This window comes from Streptomyces sp. CNX435 (assembly GCF_059570575.1).
In genome coordinates this window covers 43,696-60,284 of the sequence record NZ_JCANTA010000003.1, presented here as the reverse complement: position 1 = coordinate 60,284, position 16,589 = coordinate 43,696, and the positions used below count along the sequence as shown (strand labels likewise).

At 75.1% G+C, this 16,589-nt stretch carries 18 protein-coding genes and 1 riboswitch; of the genes, 13 read left to right on the top strand and 5 right to left on the bottom strand.

From position 1 onward, the window contains the following. Positions 1-24 precede the first annotated feature (24 nt). The 12 genes from T328_RS06770 to T328_RS06715 all read left to right on the top strand — a co-directional run bounded on the left by T328_RS06770 (position 25) and on the right by T328_RS06715 (position 10,489). Positions 25-480: an Lrp/AsnC family transcriptional regulator gene (locus T328_RS06770; protein WP_496494968.1), complete on the top strand. Its 456-nt coding sequence runs from the start codon at positions 25-27 to the stop codon at positions 478-480. A 154-nt stretch (positions 481-634) separates the two neighbouring features. Continuing rightward, positions 635-1,423 (top strand): carbon-nitrogen hydrolase family protein, encoded by a 789-nt coding sequence (locus tag T328_RS06765; protein ID WP_496494967.1) that lies wholly within the window; start codon positions 635-637, stop codon positions 1,421-1,423. 141 nt (positions 1,424-1,564) lie between these two features. Further along, positions 1,565-1,695, top strand: a riboswitch (FMN riboswitch). 174 nt (positions 1,696-1,869) lie between these two features. Next, positions 1,870-3,012 (top strand): bifunctional diaminohydroxyphosphoribosylaminopyrimidine deaminase/5-amino-6-(5-phosphoribosylamino)uracil reductase RibD, encoded by a 1,143-nt coding sequence (gene ribD / locus T328_RS06760; protein ID WP_496495363.1) that lies wholly within the window; start codon positions 1,870-1,872, stop codon positions 3,010-3,012. Positions 3,013-3,014: 2 nt separating this feature from the next. Further along, entirely contained in the window at positions 3,015-3,632 is a 618-nt protein-coding gene (locus T328_RS06755) for a riboflavin synthase (RefSeq protein ID WP_496494966.1), read from the top strand. Then, positions 3,629-4,294, top strand: a complete 666-nt coding sequence (locus tag T328_RS06750) for a nicotinamide mononucleotide transporter family protein (RefSeq protein ID WP_496494965.1) — start codon at positions 3,629-3,631, stop codon at positions 4,292-4,294. Before T328_RS06755 ends, T328_RS06750 begins: the two co-directional genes overlap by 4 nt. Further along, on the top strand, positions 4,291-5,634 hold the full coding sequence (locus tag T328_RS06745) for a bifunctional 3,4-dihydroxy-2-butanone-4-phosphate synthase/GTP cyclohydrolase II (protein WP_496494964.1): 1,344 nt from the start codon (positions 4,291-4,293) through the stop codon (positions 5,632-5,634). Before T328_RS06750 ends, T328_RS06745 begins: the two co-directional genes overlap by 4 nt. Positions 5,635-5,700: 66 nt before the next feature. After that, entirely contained in the window at positions 5,701-6,207 is a 507-nt protein-coding gene (ribH, locus tag T328_RS06740) for a 6,7-dimethyl-8-ribityllumazine synthase (protein WP_496494963.1), read from the top strand. 13 nt (positions 6,208-6,220) lie between these two features. After that, the gene (locus T328_RS06735; RefSeq protein ID WP_496494962.1) at positions 6,221-6,493 is read left to right on the top strand and encodes a phosphoribosyl-ATP diphosphatase; all 273 of its coding nucleotides are present in this window, start codon (positions 6,221-6,223) and stop codon (positions 6,491-6,493) included. A 56-nt stretch (positions 6,494-6,549) separates the two neighbouring features. Further along, positions 6,550-7,398 carry an ATP phosphoribosyltransferase gene (gene hisG, locus T328_RS06730; protein WP_496494961.1) on the top strand — a complete coding sequence of 283 codons (849 nt, stop codon included), beginning with the start codon at positions 6,550-6,552 and terminating at the stop codon, positions 7,396-7,398. Next, the gene (locus tag T328_RS06725) at positions 7,386-7,835 is read left to right on the top strand and encodes a PH domain-containing protein (protein ID WP_496495362.1); all 450 of its coding nucleotides are present in this window, start codon (positions 7,386-7,388) and stop codon (positions 7,833-7,835) included. The genes hisG and T328_RS06725 overlap by 13 nt, the downstream gene beginning before the upstream one ends. Before the next feature lie 168 nt (positions 7,836-8,003). Further along, positions 8,004-9,386, top strand: coding sequence for a hemolysin family protein (locus tag T328_RS06720; protein ID WP_496494960.1), 1,383 nt, complete (start codon positions 8,004-8,006; stop codon positions 9,384-9,386). Beyond that, complete coding sequence (locus tag T328_RS06715) at positions 9,383-10,489, top strand: CNNM domain-containing protein (protein ID WP_496494959.1); 1,107 nt, start codon at positions 9,383-9,385, stop codon at positions 10,487-10,489. The genes T328_RS06720 and T328_RS06715 overlap by 4 nt, the downstream gene beginning before the upstream one ends. Positions 10,490-10,514: 25 nt before the next feature. Here T328_RS06715 and T328_RS06710 read toward each other — a convergent pair whose 3' ends face one another. Together T328_RS06710 and T328_RS06705 are read right to left on the bottom strand one after the other, a co-directional pair. Then, positions 10,515-12,383 carry an AAA family ATPase gene (locus T328_RS06710; RefSeq protein WP_496494958.1) on the bottom strand — a complete coding sequence of 623 codons (1,869 nt, stop codon included), beginning with the start codon at positions 12,381-12,383 and terminating at the stop codon, positions 10,515-10,517. Positions 12,384-12,804: 421 nt separating this feature from the next. Further along, entirely contained in the window at positions 12,805-13,413 is a 609-nt protein-coding gene (locus tag T328_RS06705) for a uridine kinase family protein (protein WP_496494957.1), read from the bottom strand. Between the two features lie 184 nt (positions 13,414-13,597). Between T328_RS06705 and T328_RS06700 the strand changes: the two genes are divergently transcribed. After that, on the top strand, positions 13,598-14,971 hold the full coding sequence (locus T328_RS06700; RefSeq protein WP_496494956.1) for a C39 family peptidase: 1,374 nt from the start codon (positions 13,598-13,600) through the stop codon (positions 14,969-14,971). Between the two features lie 135 nt (positions 14,972-15,106). Here T328_RS06700 and T328_RS06695 read toward each other — a convergent pair whose 3' ends face one another. The 3 genes from T328_RS06695 to T328_RS06685 all read right to left on the bottom strand — a co-directional run bounded on the left by T328_RS06695 (position 15,107) and on the right by T328_RS06685 (position 16,536). Then, on the bottom strand, positions 15,107-15,724 hold the full coding sequence (locus T328_RS06695; protein WP_496494955.1) for a GNAT family N-acetyltransferase: 618 nt from the start codon (positions 15,722-15,724) through the stop codon (positions 15,107-15,109). 82 nt (positions 15,725-15,806) lie between these two features. Beyond that, positions 15,807-16,154 (bottom strand): hypothetical protein, encoded by a 348-nt coding sequence (locus tag T328_RS06690; RefSeq protein ID WP_496494954.1) that lies wholly within the window; start codon positions 16,152-16,154, stop codon positions 15,807-15,809. Positions 16,155-16,218: 64 nt separating this feature from the next. Beyond that, entirely contained in the window at positions 16,219-16,536 is a 318-nt protein-coding gene (locus tag T328_RS06685; protein ID WP_496494953.1) for a DMT family transporter, read from the bottom strand. Positions 16,537-16,589: the final 53 nt, after the last annotated feature.

Sequence of the window (16,589 nt, the reverse complement as noted above, 5' to 3'; positions counted from 1 at the left end):
TGCCGGGCGTGGTGTACTGCGGACATGCGCCTCGACGAGCTGGACGAGCGGATCGTGCGCGCCCTCGCCGAGGACGCCCGCCGCACCTACGCCGATGTCGGCGCCGAGGTCGGGCTCTCCGCCCCCGCGGTCAAGCGGCGCGTGGACCGGCTGCGCGCGGCCGGCGCCATCACCGGCTTCACCGTACGCGTCGACCCCGCCGCGCTCGGCTGGGCCACCGAGGGCTACGTCGAGCTGTACTGCCGCTCCCACACCGGCCCCGCCGACATCCGCCGCGCCCTGTCGCGCTATGCGGAAGTGGCCGCCGCCTCCACGGTCACCGGCGACGCCGACGCCCTCGTGCAGATCTTCGCCACCGACATCCGCCACTTCGAAGAAGTGCTGGAACGGATCGCCGGAGAACCCTTCGTCGAGCGCACCAGATCGGTCCTCGTCCTCTCCCCGCTCGTGCGCCGCTACGCCCCCGACCCACCCCTCTGAGGGGGCCCGGAGCGCGCGCAACGGATCGCCGCCGAGGCCCGGACCCGCGCAACGAATCGCCTGGATGGACGCAATCGACCGGCCTTGTTCCGGGCCCCGCGCGGGACGTACCGTCGGGTGGAACGGACCGCACCACCCGCCTGCGAGGTTGCACATGGCGCCGCTGCGCATCGCCCTGCTCCAGGGGCCGGCCGGGGTGCCCCCGAGCAGACAGGAGGGGCTCGCCGCGCTGGAGACCGCGGCCCGGAGCGCCGCCGCCGGCGGTGCCCGGCTGCTGGTCGCCTCCGAGCTGTTCCTCAGCGGGTACGCCACCGACCCCGCCGGCCGCGCCGAGCCGGCCGACGGTCCGGGCGCCCGTGCCGTCGCCGGCATCGCCGCCGACCACGGCCTGTCCATCGCCTACGGCTACCCGGAGCGGGACGGCACCGACGTGTACAACGCCGTCCAGCTCATCACCCCGTACGGCTACCCGTCGGCCAACTACCGCAAGACCCACCTCTTCGGCGACTTCGAGCGGAAGTTCTTCACCGCCGGCGACGCCCCGGTGGTCCAGGCCGACGTCGACGGCGTCCGCGTCGGGCTGCTGATCTGCTACGACGTGGAGTTCCCCGAGCCGGTGCGGGCGCACGCCCTGGCCGGCACCGAGCTGCTGCTCGTGCCCACCGCGCTGACGCGCCCGTACGAGTTCGTGGCCCGCACGCTCGTCCCCGCGCGCGCCTACGAGAGCCAGCTGTACGTGGCGTACGCCAACCGCGTCGGCCCCGAGGGCGAGCACCACTTCGCCGGGCTGAGCTGCCTGGCCGCCCCCGACGGCACCGTGCGCGCCCGCGCCGGGCACACCGGCGAGGACCTCGTCCTCGCCGACGCCGACCCGGTCCGGATCGCCTCCGCCCGCCGCGACAACACCTACCTCGCGGACCTGAGGCCCGAGCTGTACGCCTGACACCGCCCGGCACCGCCCGGGCGGCGCACCGCCCGTCGCGAACCGCCCCGGGGCCGTGCCGTGCGGAGGTGAGCCAGCCCACAGCGTTCGGCGGGTTGACCGGTCTCCGGGCGTGGCAGACTGAAGGCGTACCAGTGACGTACGCGCACTCCGGGGTCGGTGAAAGTCCGAACCGGCGGTTAAAGTCCGCGACCCGGCCGCTGCCAGCGGCCGGTTGACCAGGTGAAATTCCTGGACCGACGGTGAAAGTCCGGATGGGAGGCAGTGCGCGGCGGGATGCCACAGGTGCGCCGCCGGCGGCGGCCCGCCCCTTTCCGGGTGGTCCACCCGTCTTCCGGCCGGCGCCCCGGTGATCGCGTTCCGTGACTGTCGTGAAGACAGGCCCCGGAGTCCGTGCCCGACGAGGCAGGAGGACCCGGGTGGCCACCGCAGCCGAAGCCCAGGCGATGCGCCGCGCCATCGCGCTCGCCGCCCGCGCGCTCGGCGACACCAGCCCCAACCCCGTCGTCGGCTGCGTGATCCTCGACGCCGCCGGGCGCCCCGCCGGCGAGGGCCACCACGCCCGCGCCGGCGGCCCGCACGCCGAGATCGCCGCCCTCGCCGACGCGGGGGAGCGGGCCCGCGGCGGCACCGCCGTCGTCACCCTCGAACCGTGCAGCCACACCGGCCGCACCGGGCCCTGCGTGCGCGCCCTCGCCGAGGCCGGCGTCGCCCGCGTCGTCTACGCCGTCGCCGACCCCACCCCGGCGGCCGGCGGCGGGGCCGCCGCGCTCGCCGCCGCCGGCATCGAGGCCGAGGGCGGCCTGCTCGCCGACGAGGCCGCCGCCGGGAACGAGCCGTGGCTGACCGCCGTGCTCCGCCGCCGGCCCTACGTGCTGTGGAAGTACGCCGCCACCCTCGACGGGCGGGGCGCCGCCGCCGACGGCTCCAGCCGCTGGATCACCTCGCCCGCCGCCCGCGCCGACGTCCACCGGCTGCGCGCCGAGGCCGACGCCGTCGTCGTCGGCTCCGGCACCGTACGCGCCGACGACCCGCAGCTCGCCGTCCGCGGGCCCCGCGCCGAGGCCGGCGTCACCCAGCCGCTGCGCGTCGTCGCCGACACCGAGGGCACCTCCCTCGCCCCCGGCGTCCGCCTCCTCGACGGCAGCGCCCCCACCCTCGTCGCCGTGGCCGCCGACGCCTCCGGCGACGCCACGGACCGCCTGGCCGCCGCCCTCGACGCCGTCGCGGCCGGCGGCGGGCACCCGGCCGGCCTGGTGCGCCTGCCGCGCGCCGCCGCCGGCCGCGGCCTCGACATCGCCGCGCTGCTCGCCGCGCTGTACGGGCGGGACGTCCGCTCCGTGCTGCTGGAGGGCGGCCCGACGCTGGCCGGCGCGTTCCTCGCCGCCGGCGTCGTCGACAAGGTCGTCTGCTACCTCGCCCCCGTCCTGCTGGGCGCCGGTCCCGCCGCGCTCACCGACGCCGGAATCGGAACGATCGGCGAAGCGTTGCGCCTCGATGTGACCGCCGTCGATCACCTCGGCCCCGACCTGCGGCTGACCGCCGTGCCCGGCCCCGCCCCCGAGCCGCCCGCCACCAAGGAGAGCTGACGTTGTTCACCGGAATCGTTGAAGAACTCGGCGAGGTCGTCGCCGTCGAAGAGCTGCCCGACGCCGCCCGCTTCCGGCTGCGCGGCCCCGTCGTCACCGAGGGCGCGCGGCACGGCGACTCCGTCGCCGTCAACGGCGTCTGCCTGACGGTCGTCGACCTCGACGGGCCGGAGTTCACCGCCGACGTGATGGCCGAGACGCTGAACCGCTCCAGCCTCGGCGGCCTCGGCCCCGGCGACCGGGTCAACCTGGAGCGCCCCACCGCGGTCGGCGGGCGCCTCGGCGGGCACCTGGTGCAGGGTCACGTCGACGGCACCGGCGAGATCATGGAACGCAAGACCTCCGAGAACTGGGAGGTCGTCACCGTCTCGCTGCCCGTCGACCTCACCCGCTACGTCGTGGAGAAGGGCTCCGTCACCGTCGACGGCATCAGCCTCACCGTCGTGGACGCCGGCCCCGACTTCTTCACCGTCAGCCTCATCCCCACGACCCTCGCGCTGACCACTCTCGGCCGCAAACAGCCGGGTGACCCGGTCAACCTGGAGGTCGACGTCGTCGCCAAGTACGTCGAGCGGATGCTCGCCCCGCACCTCAACAGGGCCGCGGGAGCGCGGGAGTGAGCGCCCTGGACTCCCTCAACGGGGTGGCCTTCTCGGTGTTCGGCGAGGACATCAAGTGGGCCGACATGACCGGCAACCTCCTGGGGCTGGCGGCCCTCGCGCTCGGCTGGCGCCGCTCGGTGGCCGTCTGGCCGGCCCAGCTGCTCTCCGGCGTGGTGCTCGTCGCCGCGTACGCCTCCGCCGGCCTCACCGGCGGCGTCGGCAAGCAGCTGCTGGTCGTCGGCGTCTCGGTGTGGGGCTGGACGCAGTGGACGCGCGGCCGGCGCGAGAGCGGGGCGATACGGGTGCGCTTCGCCACCTGGGCCGAGCGCGCCCGGCTCGCCGCCGCCACCGCGGCCGGCACCACCGCCGTGGCCCTGCTCTTCCTCGCCTTCCCCTCGCTGTCCTGGAACCCCTGGCCGGACGCCTATCTGTTCACCGGCTCCGTCGCCGCCATGGTCGCCATGGCCCGCGGCTGGGTCGAGTTCTGGTTCGCCTGGCTCGCCGTCGACGCCGTCGGCGTCCCCCTCGCGTACTCCAGCGACCTGAAGTTCTCCGCCCTCGTGTACGTCGTCTACGGCGTCGTCGTCCTCCTCGGCCTGCGCGCCTGGTGGACCGCGAGCCGCCGCACCGCCCCGCCCGCCGCCGGGCGGGCCGAGGCACTGGAAGGAGCCACCGCATGACCGCCCTGACGACCTGGCAGGCCGCCGGGGACGTGGAGGACCTCGCCCTCGACCCCGTCGAGCGCGCGATAGAGGAGATCGCCGCCGGCCGGCCCGTGGTCGTCGTGGACGACGAGGACCGCGAGAACGAGGGCGACCTCGTCGTCGCCGCCGAGCTGATCACGCCCGCCACCGTGGCGTTCATGATGCGCGAGTGCAGCGGCCTGATCTGCATGCCGATGGAGGGCACGGAACTGGACCGGCTCGGCATTCCGCAGATGGCCGAGCGGAACACCGAGTCCATGCGCACCGCCTTCACCGTGACCGTGGACGCCTCCCCGGCACACGGCGTCGGCACCGGCGTCTCCGCCTCGGACCGGGCCAGGACGATCCGGCTGCTCGCCGACCCCGCCGCCGCCCCCGCGGACTTCGTCCGCCCCGGGCACATCTTCCCGCTGCGCGCCCGCGAGGGCGGCGTGCTCGCACGCGACGGGCACACCGAGGCCGGCGTGGACCTGGCCCGGCTCGCCGGGCTGCGGCCCGCCGCCGCGATCGTGGAGATCGCCGGCGAGGACGGCGAGATGCTGCGGCTGCCGCAGCTCGTGCCGTTCGCCCGCAGACACGGCTTCGCGATCATCTCCATCGCCGACCTCATCGCCTACCGCCGCGCCACCGAGCCCGCCCCGCCGGCGCCGGCGCCCGCGTCCGCGGACTCCGCCGCCCCCGCCGTACGCCGCGAGGCCGAGACCCGGCTGCCCACCGCGTACGGCGACTTCACCGCCTACGGCTACCGCTCCGCCGCCGACGGCGCCGAACACATCGCCCTGGTCTTGGGCGACGTCACCGGCGACGACCTCGACGAGGGCGTGCTCGTACGCATCCACTCCGAATGCCTCACCGGCGACGTCTTCGGCTCCCAGCGATGCGACTGCGGCCCCCAGCTGCAGGCATCCCTGCGCCGCGTGGCCGCCGAGGGCCGCGGCGTCGTGATCTACCTGCGCGGCCACGAGGGCCGCGGCATCGGCCTGCTGTCGAAGCTGCGCGCGTACGAGCTGCAGGAGCGGGGGCGCGATACCCTCGACGCCAACCTGGAGCTGGGCCTGCCCGCCGACGCCCGCGACTACGCCGCCGGCGCCCGCATGCTGGCCGACCTCGGCGTCGCCTCGGTGCGGCTGATGACCAACAACCCGGAGAAGGTCGACGCCCTGCTGCGGCACGGCCTGACCGTCACCGGCCGCGAGCCCACCCCCGTCGAGGCCGGCGAGCACAACCTGCGCTACCTGCGCACCAAGCGCGACCGCATGGGCCACCACCTGCCGTGGCTGGACGGCGCGCCCGTCGCGGTGTGCAGCAACCAGTGACCCGTAGCGACACATCCCTGCACACCCCGCACACCCCGCACATCCGCACAGCGAACGAGGAGAGCCGTGAGCGGCAAGGGCGCACCCGAACTGACCGTGAAGAACAGCGCGGACCTGCGGGTCGCCGTCGTCGCCGCGCTCTGGCACGAGCAGGTGATGGACGGGCTCGTCGACGGCGCCCTGCGCGCCCTCGGCGAACTGGGCATCGCCGAGCCCGCCCTGCTGCGCGTGCCCGGCAGCTTCGAGCTGCCGGTGGCGGCCAAGGCGATGGCCGACCGCGGCTACGACGCCGTCGTCGCCCTCGGCGTCGTCATCCGCGGCGGCACGCCGCACTTCGACTACGTGTGCCAGGGCGTCACCGAGGGCCTGACCCGGATCGGCGTGGAGACCGGTGTACCCGTCGGCTTCGGCGTGCTCACCTGTGACACCGAGGAGCAGGCGCTCGCCCGCGCCGGGCTGCCGGACTCGGTCGAGGACAAGGGCCACGAGGCGGTCACCGCCGCCGTGGCCACCGCCGCGGCGCTGCGCACCGTGGCCGAGCCCCGGCGCTGCGCGCCCCCGCGGACCCCGTAGACTTGGGCCCACCATGGCCAGCAAGACATTCGAGGAGCTCTTCGCCGAGCTCCGGCAGAAGGCCGCCACCGGCGACCCCGCCACCTCCCGCACCGCCCAGCTCGTGGAGCAGGGGGTGCACGCCATCGGCAAGAAGGTCGTCGAGGAGGCCGCGGAGGTCTGGATGGCCGCCGAGCACGAGGGCGAGGGGCGCACCGCGGAGGAGATCTCCCAACTCCTCTACCACCTGCAGGTGATGATGGTCGCCCGGGGGATCTCCCTCGACGACGTCTACGCCCACCTCTGACGCCCGTACGCCACCGCTACCGCCGGCCGACCGGCACGACAGGAAGACACGCCACCATGCTGCGCATCGCCGTCCCCAACAAGGGTTCTCTCGCCGAGCCTGCGTCGGCGATGCTCCATGAGGCCGGCTACCGACAGCGTACGCAGCGCCACGAACTGGTGCTCACCGACGCCGACAACGACGTCGAGTTCTTCTTCCTGCGCCCCCGCGACATCGCCGTCTACGTCGGCTCGGGGCGCCTCGACATCGGCATCACCGGTCGCGACCTGCTGCTCGACTCCGGCGCCTCCGCCGAGGAGATCATGCAGCTCGGCTTCGGCGCCTCCACCTTCCGCTACGCCACCCGCCCCGGCACCGCCGCCGGCGTCGCCGACTTCGGTGGCATGACCGTGGCCACGTCCTTCTCCGGGCTGGTCGCCAAGCACCTCGCGGACAACGGCGTCGACGCCGACGTCGTGCACCTCGACGGCGCCGTCGAGACCGCGATCCAGCTCGGCGTCGCCGAGATCATCGCCGACGTCGTCGAGACCGGCACCACGCTGCGGCAGGCCGGGCTGGAGATCATCGACGAGCCGATCCTCACCTCCGAGGCGATCGTCGTCCGCGGCGCCGGCTCGCCGCGCGAGGAGCCGGACGTACGAAAGTTCCTCCGCCGGATGCAGGGCGTCCTCGTCGCCCGGCGCTACGTGATGATGGACTACGACGTCCGCGCCGAGCACCTGGAGCAGGCCGTCGCCCTCACCCCGGGCCTGGAGTCGCCCACCGTCTCCCCGCTGCACCACGAGGGCTGGGTCGCCGTCCGCTCGATGGTCCCCACCGCCGACGCCCAGCGGATCATGGACGAGCTGTACGAGCTGGGGGCCCGCGCCATCCTCACCACCACGATCCACGCCTGCCGCCTGTGACCGCCGCCGGGCCGCCGGTCACCTTCCGGCCACACCGCACCCGAGTGGTGCTCGTCACCGCCGGCGTCGTCCTCTTCGCCGTGCTCACCGCGATCGGCTTGACGCTGAGCATGGGCGTGGGGGAGCGGATCAGCTTCGTCGTCGTCGGGCTGTTCTTCCTCGGCGGACTGCTGCTGCTCAGCCGGCCCAAGGTGGTCGCGGACGACGACGGCGTCACCGTCACCAACCTGACCCACCGCCGGCGCCTCGCCTGGGCCGAGATCCTCCGCGTCAACCTGCGGCCCGGCGACCCCTGGGTCTCCCTGGACCTCGCCGACGGCACCAGCCTGCCGGCGATGGGCATCCAGCCGGGCATCGCCCGGGAGCAGGCCGAGCGGGACGCGCGGGCGCTGGCCGGGATGGCGGCGGAGCGCGGCACGGGCGCGTCCGGCGCCTGAGGCTGCCGTACGCCCCGGGGCGTGTCTACTCTGGTGCGCAAGGCTCCCGAGGGGCCTTCCCGGAGCGTCCGGCACCGGGGCACCCGGCGACCCGAGGAGTGAGCCCCCCAGGGCGATGGACGGATCCTCCGGTAGTACCCGCGCCGCCGTCCCCGGCAAGGCGGCGACATGATCACCTCACTGGCCCTGCTCGGCACGGCGTTCCTGCTGATCCTGGCCAACGGCTTCTTCGTCGCGGCCGAGTTCGGGCTGGTCGCCGTGGAGCGCCCGCAGGCGGAGCGGGCCGCGGCGGCCGGTGACCGGCGCGCCGCCCGCGTCGTGGCCGCGCTGCGGCAGCTGTCGTTCCAGCTCTCCGGCACCCAGCTGGGCATCACCCTCACCTCGCTCGTCGTCGGCATGCTCGCCGAGCCCGCGCTCGGCCGGCTGCTGCGCGGCCCGCTGACCGCGGCCGGGCTGCCCGCCGGCGCGGTGCCGGGCACGGCGCTGGCCGCGGGGGTGCTGCTCGCCTCCGCGGCGCAGCTGGTCCTCGGCGAGCTGGTGCCGAAGAACTGGGCGGTCTCCCGCCCGCTGGCCGTCGCCCGCTTCGTCGCCGGGCCGCAGACCGCGTTCTCGCGCTTCTTCCGCCCGCTCATCGCGCTGCTCAACGCCGCCGCCAACCGGCTGGTGCGGCTGCTGGGCGTCGAGCCGGCCGACGAGCTGGCCTCGGCCCGTACGCCGACGGAGCTGGGGTCGCTGGCGCGCAGCTCGGCGCGCGCCGGGATGATCGAGCCGGACGCCGCGGACCTGTTCGTGCGTACCCTCTCGCTCGGCGAGCTGACCGCGCAGCACGTGATGACTCCGCGGGTGCGGGTGGTCGCGCTGCAGTCCTCCGCCACGGCCGCGGACGTCCTCAACCTCACCCGCGCCACCGGCCTGTCCCGCTTCCCCGTCTACGCCGACCGGCTGGACGAGGTGACGGGCATGGTCCACCTCAAGGACGCCCTCGCCGTGCCCGCCAGCCGCCGGCTGCGCACCCCCGTCGCACGGATCGCGGTGCCGCCGCTGCTGGTGCCGGGGACGCTGCCGGCGCAGCCGCTGCTGGAGCGGCTGCGCGGCGGGCAGCCGATAGCGGTGGTCGTCGACGAGTACGGCGGCACCGCGGGCGTCGTGACGCTGGAGGACATCGTCGAGGAGCTGGTCGGCGAGGTCCGCGACGAGCACGACCGGGACGTCGACGGTGTCCCCGAGCTGCGCTGCGCCCCGGCCGCCGGCGACGGGCGCCCGGGGTGGGACGCCGACGGCGGCTGCCGCGTCGACGCGCTGCGCCGGATCGGGCTGGCGGCGCCGGACGGTCCGTACGAGACGGTGGCGGGGCTCGTCGCGGCGCTGCTCGGCCGGATCCCGGCGGCGGGCGACACCGCCGCGCTGCCGGGCTGGCGGCTGGCCGTACGGCACGTCGACCATCACCGGGCGGCGCTGGTGCGGCTGGTGCGTACCGCGGACGGCGCACCCCCGGCGCCGACCGTGCCCGCCGCGGCGTCCGGGGACGGGGCGCGGGGGAGGGGGGCGTGAGCGCGCTCCACCTGGTCTTCGCCGCACTGCTGGTGCTGGCCAACGGGTTCTTCGTCGGCGCCGAGTTCGCGCTCGTCTCCGTACGGCGCAGCCAGGTCGAGCCGTACGCCGCCGCCGGCGCCGCCCGCGCCCGCCGGGTGCTGCACGGGCTGGAGCACCTGCCGCAGATGATGGCCGCCGCGCAGTTCGGCATCACGGTCTGCTCGCTGACCCTCGGTGCGCTCGCCGAGCCCGCCATCGCCTCGCTGCTGGAGCCCGCCTTCCACGCCGCGCACGTGCCCCACGGCCTCATCCACCCGCTGGGCTACGCCGTCTCGCTGGCCGTCGTCGTCTGCCTCCACCTGGTCGTCGGCGAGATGGTGCCCAAGAATCTGGCGCTGGCCGCCCCGACCGCCGCGGCGCTGTGGCTCGCGCCCGCGCTGGTCGCCTTCGCCCGGCTGTGCCGGCCCGCCACCGCGCTGCTCGGCGCCCTGGCCCGGCTCCTCCTGCGGCTCGTCGGAGTGGCGCCGCGCTCCGCGCTCACCAGCGTCTACACCACCGAGCAGCTGACCGACCTGGTCGCCGACTCCCGCGAGGCCGGGCTGCTCGGCGACGGCGAGCAGCGGCGGCTGAACGACGCGCTCGGCCTCGGCTCGCGGCCCGTCACCGACGTGCTGCTGGCCCCGGAGTCGATGGTCGCGGTCGCCGCCTCCGCCACCCCGCGGCAGGTCGAGGAGCTGACCGTCGCCACCGGCTACTCGCGCTTCCCGGTGCGCGGCGCCGGTGCCGCCGGCCCTACGTACCTCGGCTATCTGCACGTGAAGGACGTTCTCGACCTCGACGAGCGCGAACGGGCCGTGCCCGCACACCTGTTCCGGCCGATGACCGTGCTGCGCCCGGAGCTGCCGCTGGACGACGCGCTGGCCGCGATGCGACGCGGCGCCTCGCATCTGGCGGCGGTGGCGGACCCGGCCGCCCCGGGGCGGGTGCTGGGGCTGGTGGCGCTGGAGGACGTGCTGGAGCTTCTGGTCGGCGAAGTACGCGATCCGGCACACCGGCTGGCGGTACGTCAGCGCACGGCGGACGGGACCGCCGCGGAGTCCGTGCCCACCTCGGTCGCGTGAGCGGGGCCCGTGGGGATGCACGGCCTCAGCCGGGCTCCGGCTCCTCGCCCGGTTCGCGGCCGGAGAGGATCTCGCCGTACGCCTGCATCAGGTCGGGCAGCCGCAGCGTCGCCAGGTCCTCGCGGCCCGGCGGTCCCGGGTAGGCCGACAGCCGCAGATCGCGGTAGGCGCAGCTCTTCTCGTACAGCGTGCGCAGGAAGCGGCCGTTGCCCAGCTCGTCGATCCAGCCCTGGTCGACGACGTGCCCGCAGATCGAGCGCAGCTCCTCGACCGCCTCCTCGTCCCACCTGTCGCCGTTCTGCGCGGCCAGCACCTCGCCGATGGCGGTCAGCTCCAGCGGGCGGTAGCTGGGGAAGTCGACGCGCGTCGTGAAGCGGGACGTCAGGCCCGGGTTGCTGGAGAGCAGCCGGTCCATGCCCTTGGGATAGCCGGCGAGGATGACGACGAGCCGGTCGCGGTTGTCCTCGGCGCGCTTCAGCAGCACCTGCAGGGCCTCGTCGCCGTACGCGTCGCCGCGGGAGTAGCCGACGCCGGCGAGGCTGTACGCCTCGTCGATGAAGAGCACGCCGCCGAGGGCGGAGTCGATGAGGTCGTTGGCCTTGACGGCGGTCTGGCCCAGGAACTCGCCGACGAGGTCGGCCCGTCCGGCCTCCACCAGCCTGTCGCTGGCCAGCAGCCCCAGCGCGTAGAAGACGCGACCCAGGATGCGGGCCACGGTGGTCTTGCCCGTACCGGAGGGGCCGGAGAAGACGAAGTGCCGCTTGGGCGGCTGCACCGGCAGGCCCTCGCCGGCCCGCAGCCGCGCCATGTTCAGCTGCGCCGACAGCGCCCGCACCTGCCGCTTGACGGGGTCGAGGCCCACCATCCGGTCGAGGTCGGCCAGCGCTTCGGCGAGCATCGCGGGGTCGGCGGCCACCGGCGGGGGCGCGGCGTCCGCGTGCAGCGAGGCGCGCTCGCGCAGCACGCCGGCGCCTCCGGCGGGGGCGGGCGGGCGCAGCACCTCGTCGGCGGGCACCAGCTCCCGGCCGTCCGGCGCCGGGGGCGCGGGGTCGCCCGGCGCGGTCTCCTGCTCGGCGCCGCCCAGGGACACCGACGCCAGCCCCGGCACCGGGTCGAGGCCGTCGAAGTCGTCGAGGCCGTCGATGGCGGCGATCCGGGCGGCGGTGTCCATGAAGGACGGGTCGATACGGTGCACCGCCCGGTAGAGCGGCAGCGCGGCGGCGCTGCGGCCGGAGCCCTCCTGCGCGCGGGCCAGCCAGTAGCGCAGCTCCTTGCGCTGCGGCTGTTCGCTGCGGCAGCGCAACAGCGCGGCGGAGAGGATCGGCACCGCCTGCCCGTACATCTCCAGCCGCACCCGCGCCATGCCGGCGAACAGCCCCGCCTCGATGCCCAGCAGCGGGTCCTCCGTCAGCGGCACGGTCAGCCGGACGAGCTGCTCCCAGTCCTTGACCAGATACGCACGGCAGGCGTGCAGGAAGCGCACCTGCGGGTCGGCCTCGGCCGGGGGACAGGCGGCGAGCGCCTGCTCCAGCTCGGCGACGTGCCGGCCGTCCAGCCAGTGCGAGGCGTGCGCCAGCAGCAGGTCGCGGCCGGAGTCGAGGACGGGCTGCACCCACCAGCCCAGCCAGTACCACGAGTTGAGGGGGCGGCGGTGCCGGGCGCGCTGCTCGCCGAAGCGGTCGCGGTGCCGGTACATCTCCAGCAGCGCCGTGGCCGTGTCCGCGCGCAGCGCGTGCAGCCCCAGCCAGCCGTCGGCCATCTGCGGATCCAGCCGCACGGCGGACCTGAACTCCTCCTCGGCCCGGGTGTAGGCGCCCATGGTGTAGGCGTCGACGCCCCGCAGCCAGGCGAGCTCCGCCGGGGCCTCGGGCCCGCGCGCGCCGTTGTCCGTCACGTAGCCACCAACCGTTCCCCCGTGGATATCCTCGGGTCGCTGGTCGGCCGTCTCTCGCGAACTGCCCTGCGGAACAGGGGCGTTGCGGCAGGGACGGCCTGTTCGCATGGTACCCGCGGCGGCGATGCGGGCCGACGGCACGTATCGGACGCGCACGCGGGGGGCCCGGCCGCCCGACGTGGTGACCGTGGGTGAGGGGCGCCCGGTCCGTAAGTCATCCCATTGTTCCCTCTTTGGACAGAACGAAGCCCCCGATCACGGGGGAACAATCGGGGGCTTCGCGCGTGAAGCGGTGCCGGTGGGGCCCGCTCACTGAGAACGTAAGTGCTGTACTGCCCCTGGGTCAAGCGGAGTTGGGGCTGGGAGGGGCATATTCCAGCCGGTCCGGAGGGCGGCTACGCACGGTGTGCGCCCGGCCTGGTCACCGGGCGTGCGCAGGTCCCGGGACCAGCGTGTACGCGTCCCCGTCGGGCAGCACCAGAAGGCCGGCGTACGGCCGGGAAGGGTCGGCCGAGAAGTGCGCCCGCTCCGCCCGCTCCCAGCCGTCCCAGAACCCCGCGAGCGCCGGCCCGTCGCGCCGCCGTCCGCGTGCCCACGCCGCCGCGGCCGGTACCTCCATCCACAGCAGCCGGGCGAGGTGCGGGCGCAGCAGCCGGCAGCCCGCGCCGACGCCCTCGACGAGCACCACGGGCGCCGGCGGCAGCGTGCGCCGCCCGGTGAAGGCGCGGGCCTCCCAGTCGTACGTGTCGTAGACCGCCGGGCGCCCCGCGGCCAGGGGGTCGAGCACCTGGGCCCGCAGCCGCCCGGTCCAGCCGAACATCTCCCGGTGCGTCGCGATGTCGTCCAGGGGGAGTACGGGCGCACCGGCCAGCGCCCCGGCGAGCCGCCCCGCGAACGTCGTCTTGCCGGACCCGGCGTGCCCGTCGACGGCCACCAGCCGCACGGGGCCGCAGGACGGCGCGAGCCCGCGCAACTCGCGGGCCAGGGCGGCCAGCGCCGGGTCGGCGGCGGGGGAGTGGGTGGCGCTCATCGCCGCAAGGCTACGGCGAGCGCCCCGCGGCGCCGTCCTCCACCCCAGGTCACACCAGTGGTATGAACCAATATTCACCCATCCCGTAGCACGGATTGACTTCCTAACGGCAGAGCGAGGGTGAATAGTTGAGGCCTGCCCCCAAGCACGTGTCGCAATCATCTGGAGAGCTGGAGAGTTCGCCATGTCCCGAAGTGCGTCACGGCGCACCGTGCTGGCTGCCGCACTGGCAGCCGCAGCGGCCGGTGCCGCGCCGACCACGTCCGCCTCCGCGCTCACGGCCCCCACCACCGCCGGCGGCGCGGCCGGCCGTCCGCCGCTCGGCAGCTCCCTCGTCGACTACCAGGGCTGGTCCTCCGCCGCCGCGTGGAGCCGCGGCAGCGCCCGCGGGACGAAGGTCGTCTCCGGCCCCCGGCCCGGGATCGTGATCGGCCGCCCCGTGGGCCGCACCGAGTACGCCGACCCGCACACCGGGACCACCGCCGCCTGGGAGTACGCCACGTGGACCTCGCCGGTCCACCGGCTCGGCCCGCCCGCCACCGAGGTCATCGCCTCCTGGAACGCCGCCACCCCGGCCGGCACCTGGCTGATGGTCGAGCTGCGCGGCACGTACAACGACGGCGGCCGCACGCCCTGGTACGTCGTGGGCCGCTGGGCCGCGGGCGACGCGGACATCCGCCGCACCTCGGTCGACGACCAGTCGGACGGCAAGAGCAGCGTCTGGACCGACACCTTCTCGGTCGACGACGCGGCGAGCGGGCTGCGGCTGGTCGACTACCAGCTGCGCGTGACTCTCTATCGCAAGCCCGGCAGCGACGCGACGCCGCAGGTGTGGCGGCTCGGCGCGATGGGCTCCGACGTGCCGGACCGCTTCGAGGTGCCGGCGAGCGAGCCCCGGCTGTCCCGCGAGCTGGTCGTCCCGCGCTATTCGCAGAACATCCACGCCGGCCGGTATCCGGAGTACGACAACGGCGGCGAGGCGTGGTGCAGCCCCACCTCCGCACAGATGATCATCGAGTACTGGGGCCGCAAGCCCACCGCGGGGGACCTGGAGTGGGTCAACCCCGACTTCGACGACCCGCAGGTCTGCCACGCCGCCCGCTTCACGTACGACTACCAGTACGAGGGCTGCGGCAACTGGCCGTTCAACACCGCCTACGCGAGCACGTACCGCGACATGCACGGCGTCGTCACCCGGCTCGGCTCCCTCGCCGACGCCGAGCTGCTGATCGGCGCGGGCATCCCGCTGGTAACGTCCCAGTCCTTCATCGAGTCGGAGCTGGACGGCGCCGGCTACGGCACGTCGGGCCACCTGATGACCGTCGTCGGCTTCACCAAGGACGGCGACATCGTCGCCAACGACCCCGCCTCGCCCGACAACCCGGCGGTGCGGCACGTCTACAAGCGCCGCCAGTGGGAGAACATCTGGCTGCGGACCAAGCGCTACGACGCCTCCGGCGCCGTCCGCTCCGGCACCGGCGGCGTCTGCTACGTGCTGTGGGGCAGCGAGATTTCCCCAGCTCAGAAGGATGCGCTGGCTGCTGTGGGGATCCGGTAGAGATAAGTCCGCGCCCCTCTCTGACGATGGGGGAGGAGCGCGGAGGCGGTCTCAAAACAGGGCCCAGGGAGAATCTGGGGAGATCCACTGGATTGATCTTCGATCCAGACCCGCATCGCGACCCTGCCGCGGGCGTCAGCCGCGGAACAGCGCGGCGCCGGCCGGCCAGACGTAGCGCAGGCACGCCGGGGAGCCGGCGAGCCGGGCCGGGTCGCCGCCCGGCGGCGGGACCGGGGCACGCTCCGTACGGGAGCCGCCGAGAGCGGCGTAGAAGCTCTGCGCCCGATCGTTCTGCTCCAGCACCCACAGGTGCAGCCCCGACTCCGGCGTGTGCTCCGCGACGCCCCGGGCGGCCAGCCGCATCAGCCGGGTGCCGACGCCGCGCCGCTGACTGCCGTACGCGACGTGCAGGTTGTCCACCAGCGCGCCCCAGCGGGGGTGCTCGCCCAGGACCGCGTGGACGAAGCCCACGACGGCGCCGCCGGCCTCGCAGACGTACGTCAGCCGCCCGCCCGCGCCGCTCTCCCCGCCCGCGCCGTGCGCGTCCGCGAGGCGCGCGGTCCAGACGGTCTCGCGGTCGGCGACGACGTCGCCGTCGAGGAAGGCGTCGGCGTACGCGCCCCGGTAGTGGCGGCGCCAACTGGCCGCGTGCAGGGCGGCGACGGCGGGTGCGTCGGCGGCTCCGGCGGTGCGGAAGCGCGGCTCGCCGCCCGCGGTGCGGGCGGCGGCGGGTTCGGGCGCGGACGGGGTCACGGTCAGAACGTAGACGACCGCGCCCGCCGGACGCACGCCGGTTTCCCGCGCCCGGTGCCCGCCCCGCGGCGGCCCGGGCAGCTCACGGGCCGGGCCGGCGCCGGAAGCGGAACCGCCGGCGCACCGCGCCCCGCCTCCGCCGCTGCCCTGGCGGGGCGGCCCCCGCCCGCCGCGGCCCGCCGGCACCGGCGCCGGGCAGCAATGGATCACCGGGGCCGCCGACGTCCGCGCGCCGGTCCGCCGCCACCCGGACCTCGTGATGCGAGTCGTACGAGGTGACGCGCATCGCCTCCTCGTACGCGGCCAGCGCGCCCCGCATCGCCGAGCCGGCCGCCCCGCGGCGGCGCACGACGCCCTTGAGCCAGGTGAAGAAGCCCATCACCGCGACGAGGCAGCCGAACACGGCCAGATACGGCACGACGTCACCCATGCCCGGCCAACTCCCCGCGCGTCCGCGGGGTTCCGCCGTCTCCCGGCCGGCCGCGGTGCGGCGTTCAGCCCTCGACGAACTTCAGGCCGATGACGCCCGCGAGGATCAGCCCCAGGCACGCCAGCCGGGCCGGCGACGCGCTCTCGCCCATCGCGAGGATGCCCACGGCCGCGACGCCCAGCGAGCCGAGCCCGACCCAGACGGCGTATGCGGTGCCCACGGGCAGGTTGCGCAGCGCCATCGTCAGTACGACCACGCTCACCATGGCCGTCACCAGCCCGGCGGTCGTGGGCCAGGGCCGGGTGAGGCCGTCGGAGTGCTTCAGCGCGGTGGCCCAGACGAGTTCGAGGCCGGCGGCGATCAGCAGGAAAATCCAGGGCACGGTGCCTCCCGGGGGCTGTGGTTCGGGTGCTGCGGGGTGCGCGCGGGTGCCTT

Excerpts from the sequence above, each read along its gene's own strand:
- T328_RS06690 (WP_496494954.1), bottom strand. The coding sequence starts at position 16,154 with ATGGGTGACGTCGTGCCGTATCTGGCCGTGTTCGGCTGCCTCGTCGCG.
- T328_RS06700 (WP_496494956.1), top strand. The coding sequence starts at position 13,598 with ATGTCCCGAAGTGCGTCACGGCGCACCGTGCTGGCTGCCGCACTGGCA.
- T328_RS06735 (WP_496494962.1), top strand. The coding sequence starts at position 6,221 with ATGGCCAGCAAGACATTCGAGGAGCTCTTCGCCGAGCTCCGGCAGAAG.
- T328_RS06705 (WP_496494957.1), bottom strand. The coding sequence starts at position 13,413 with ATGAGCGCCACCCACTCCCCCGCCGCCGACCCGGCGCTGGCCGCCCTG.
- T328_RS06720 (WP_496494960.1), top strand. The coding sequence starts at position 8,004 with ATGATCACCTCACTGGCCCTGCTCGGCACGGCGTTCCTGCTGATCCTG.
- ribD (WP_496495363.1), top strand. The coding sequence starts at position 1,870 with ATGCGCCGCGCCATCGCGCTCGCCGCCCGCGCGCTCGGCGACACCAGC.
- T328_RS06770 (WP_496494968.1), top strand. The coding sequence starts at position 25 with ATGCGCCTCGACGAGCTGGACGAGCGGATCGTGCGCGCCCTCGCCGAG.
- hisG (WP_496494961.1), top strand. The coding sequence starts at position 6,550 with ATGCTGCGCATCGCCGTCCCCAACAAGGGTTCTCTCGCCGAGCCTGCG.
- T328_RS06745 (WP_496494964.1), top strand. The coding sequence starts at position 4,291 with ATGACCGCCCTGACGACCTGGCAGGCCGCCGGGGACGTGGAGGACCTC.
- T328_RS06765 (WP_496494967.1), top strand. The coding sequence starts at position 635 with ATGGCGCCGCTGCGCATCGCCCTGCTCCAGGGGCCGGCCGGGGTGCCC.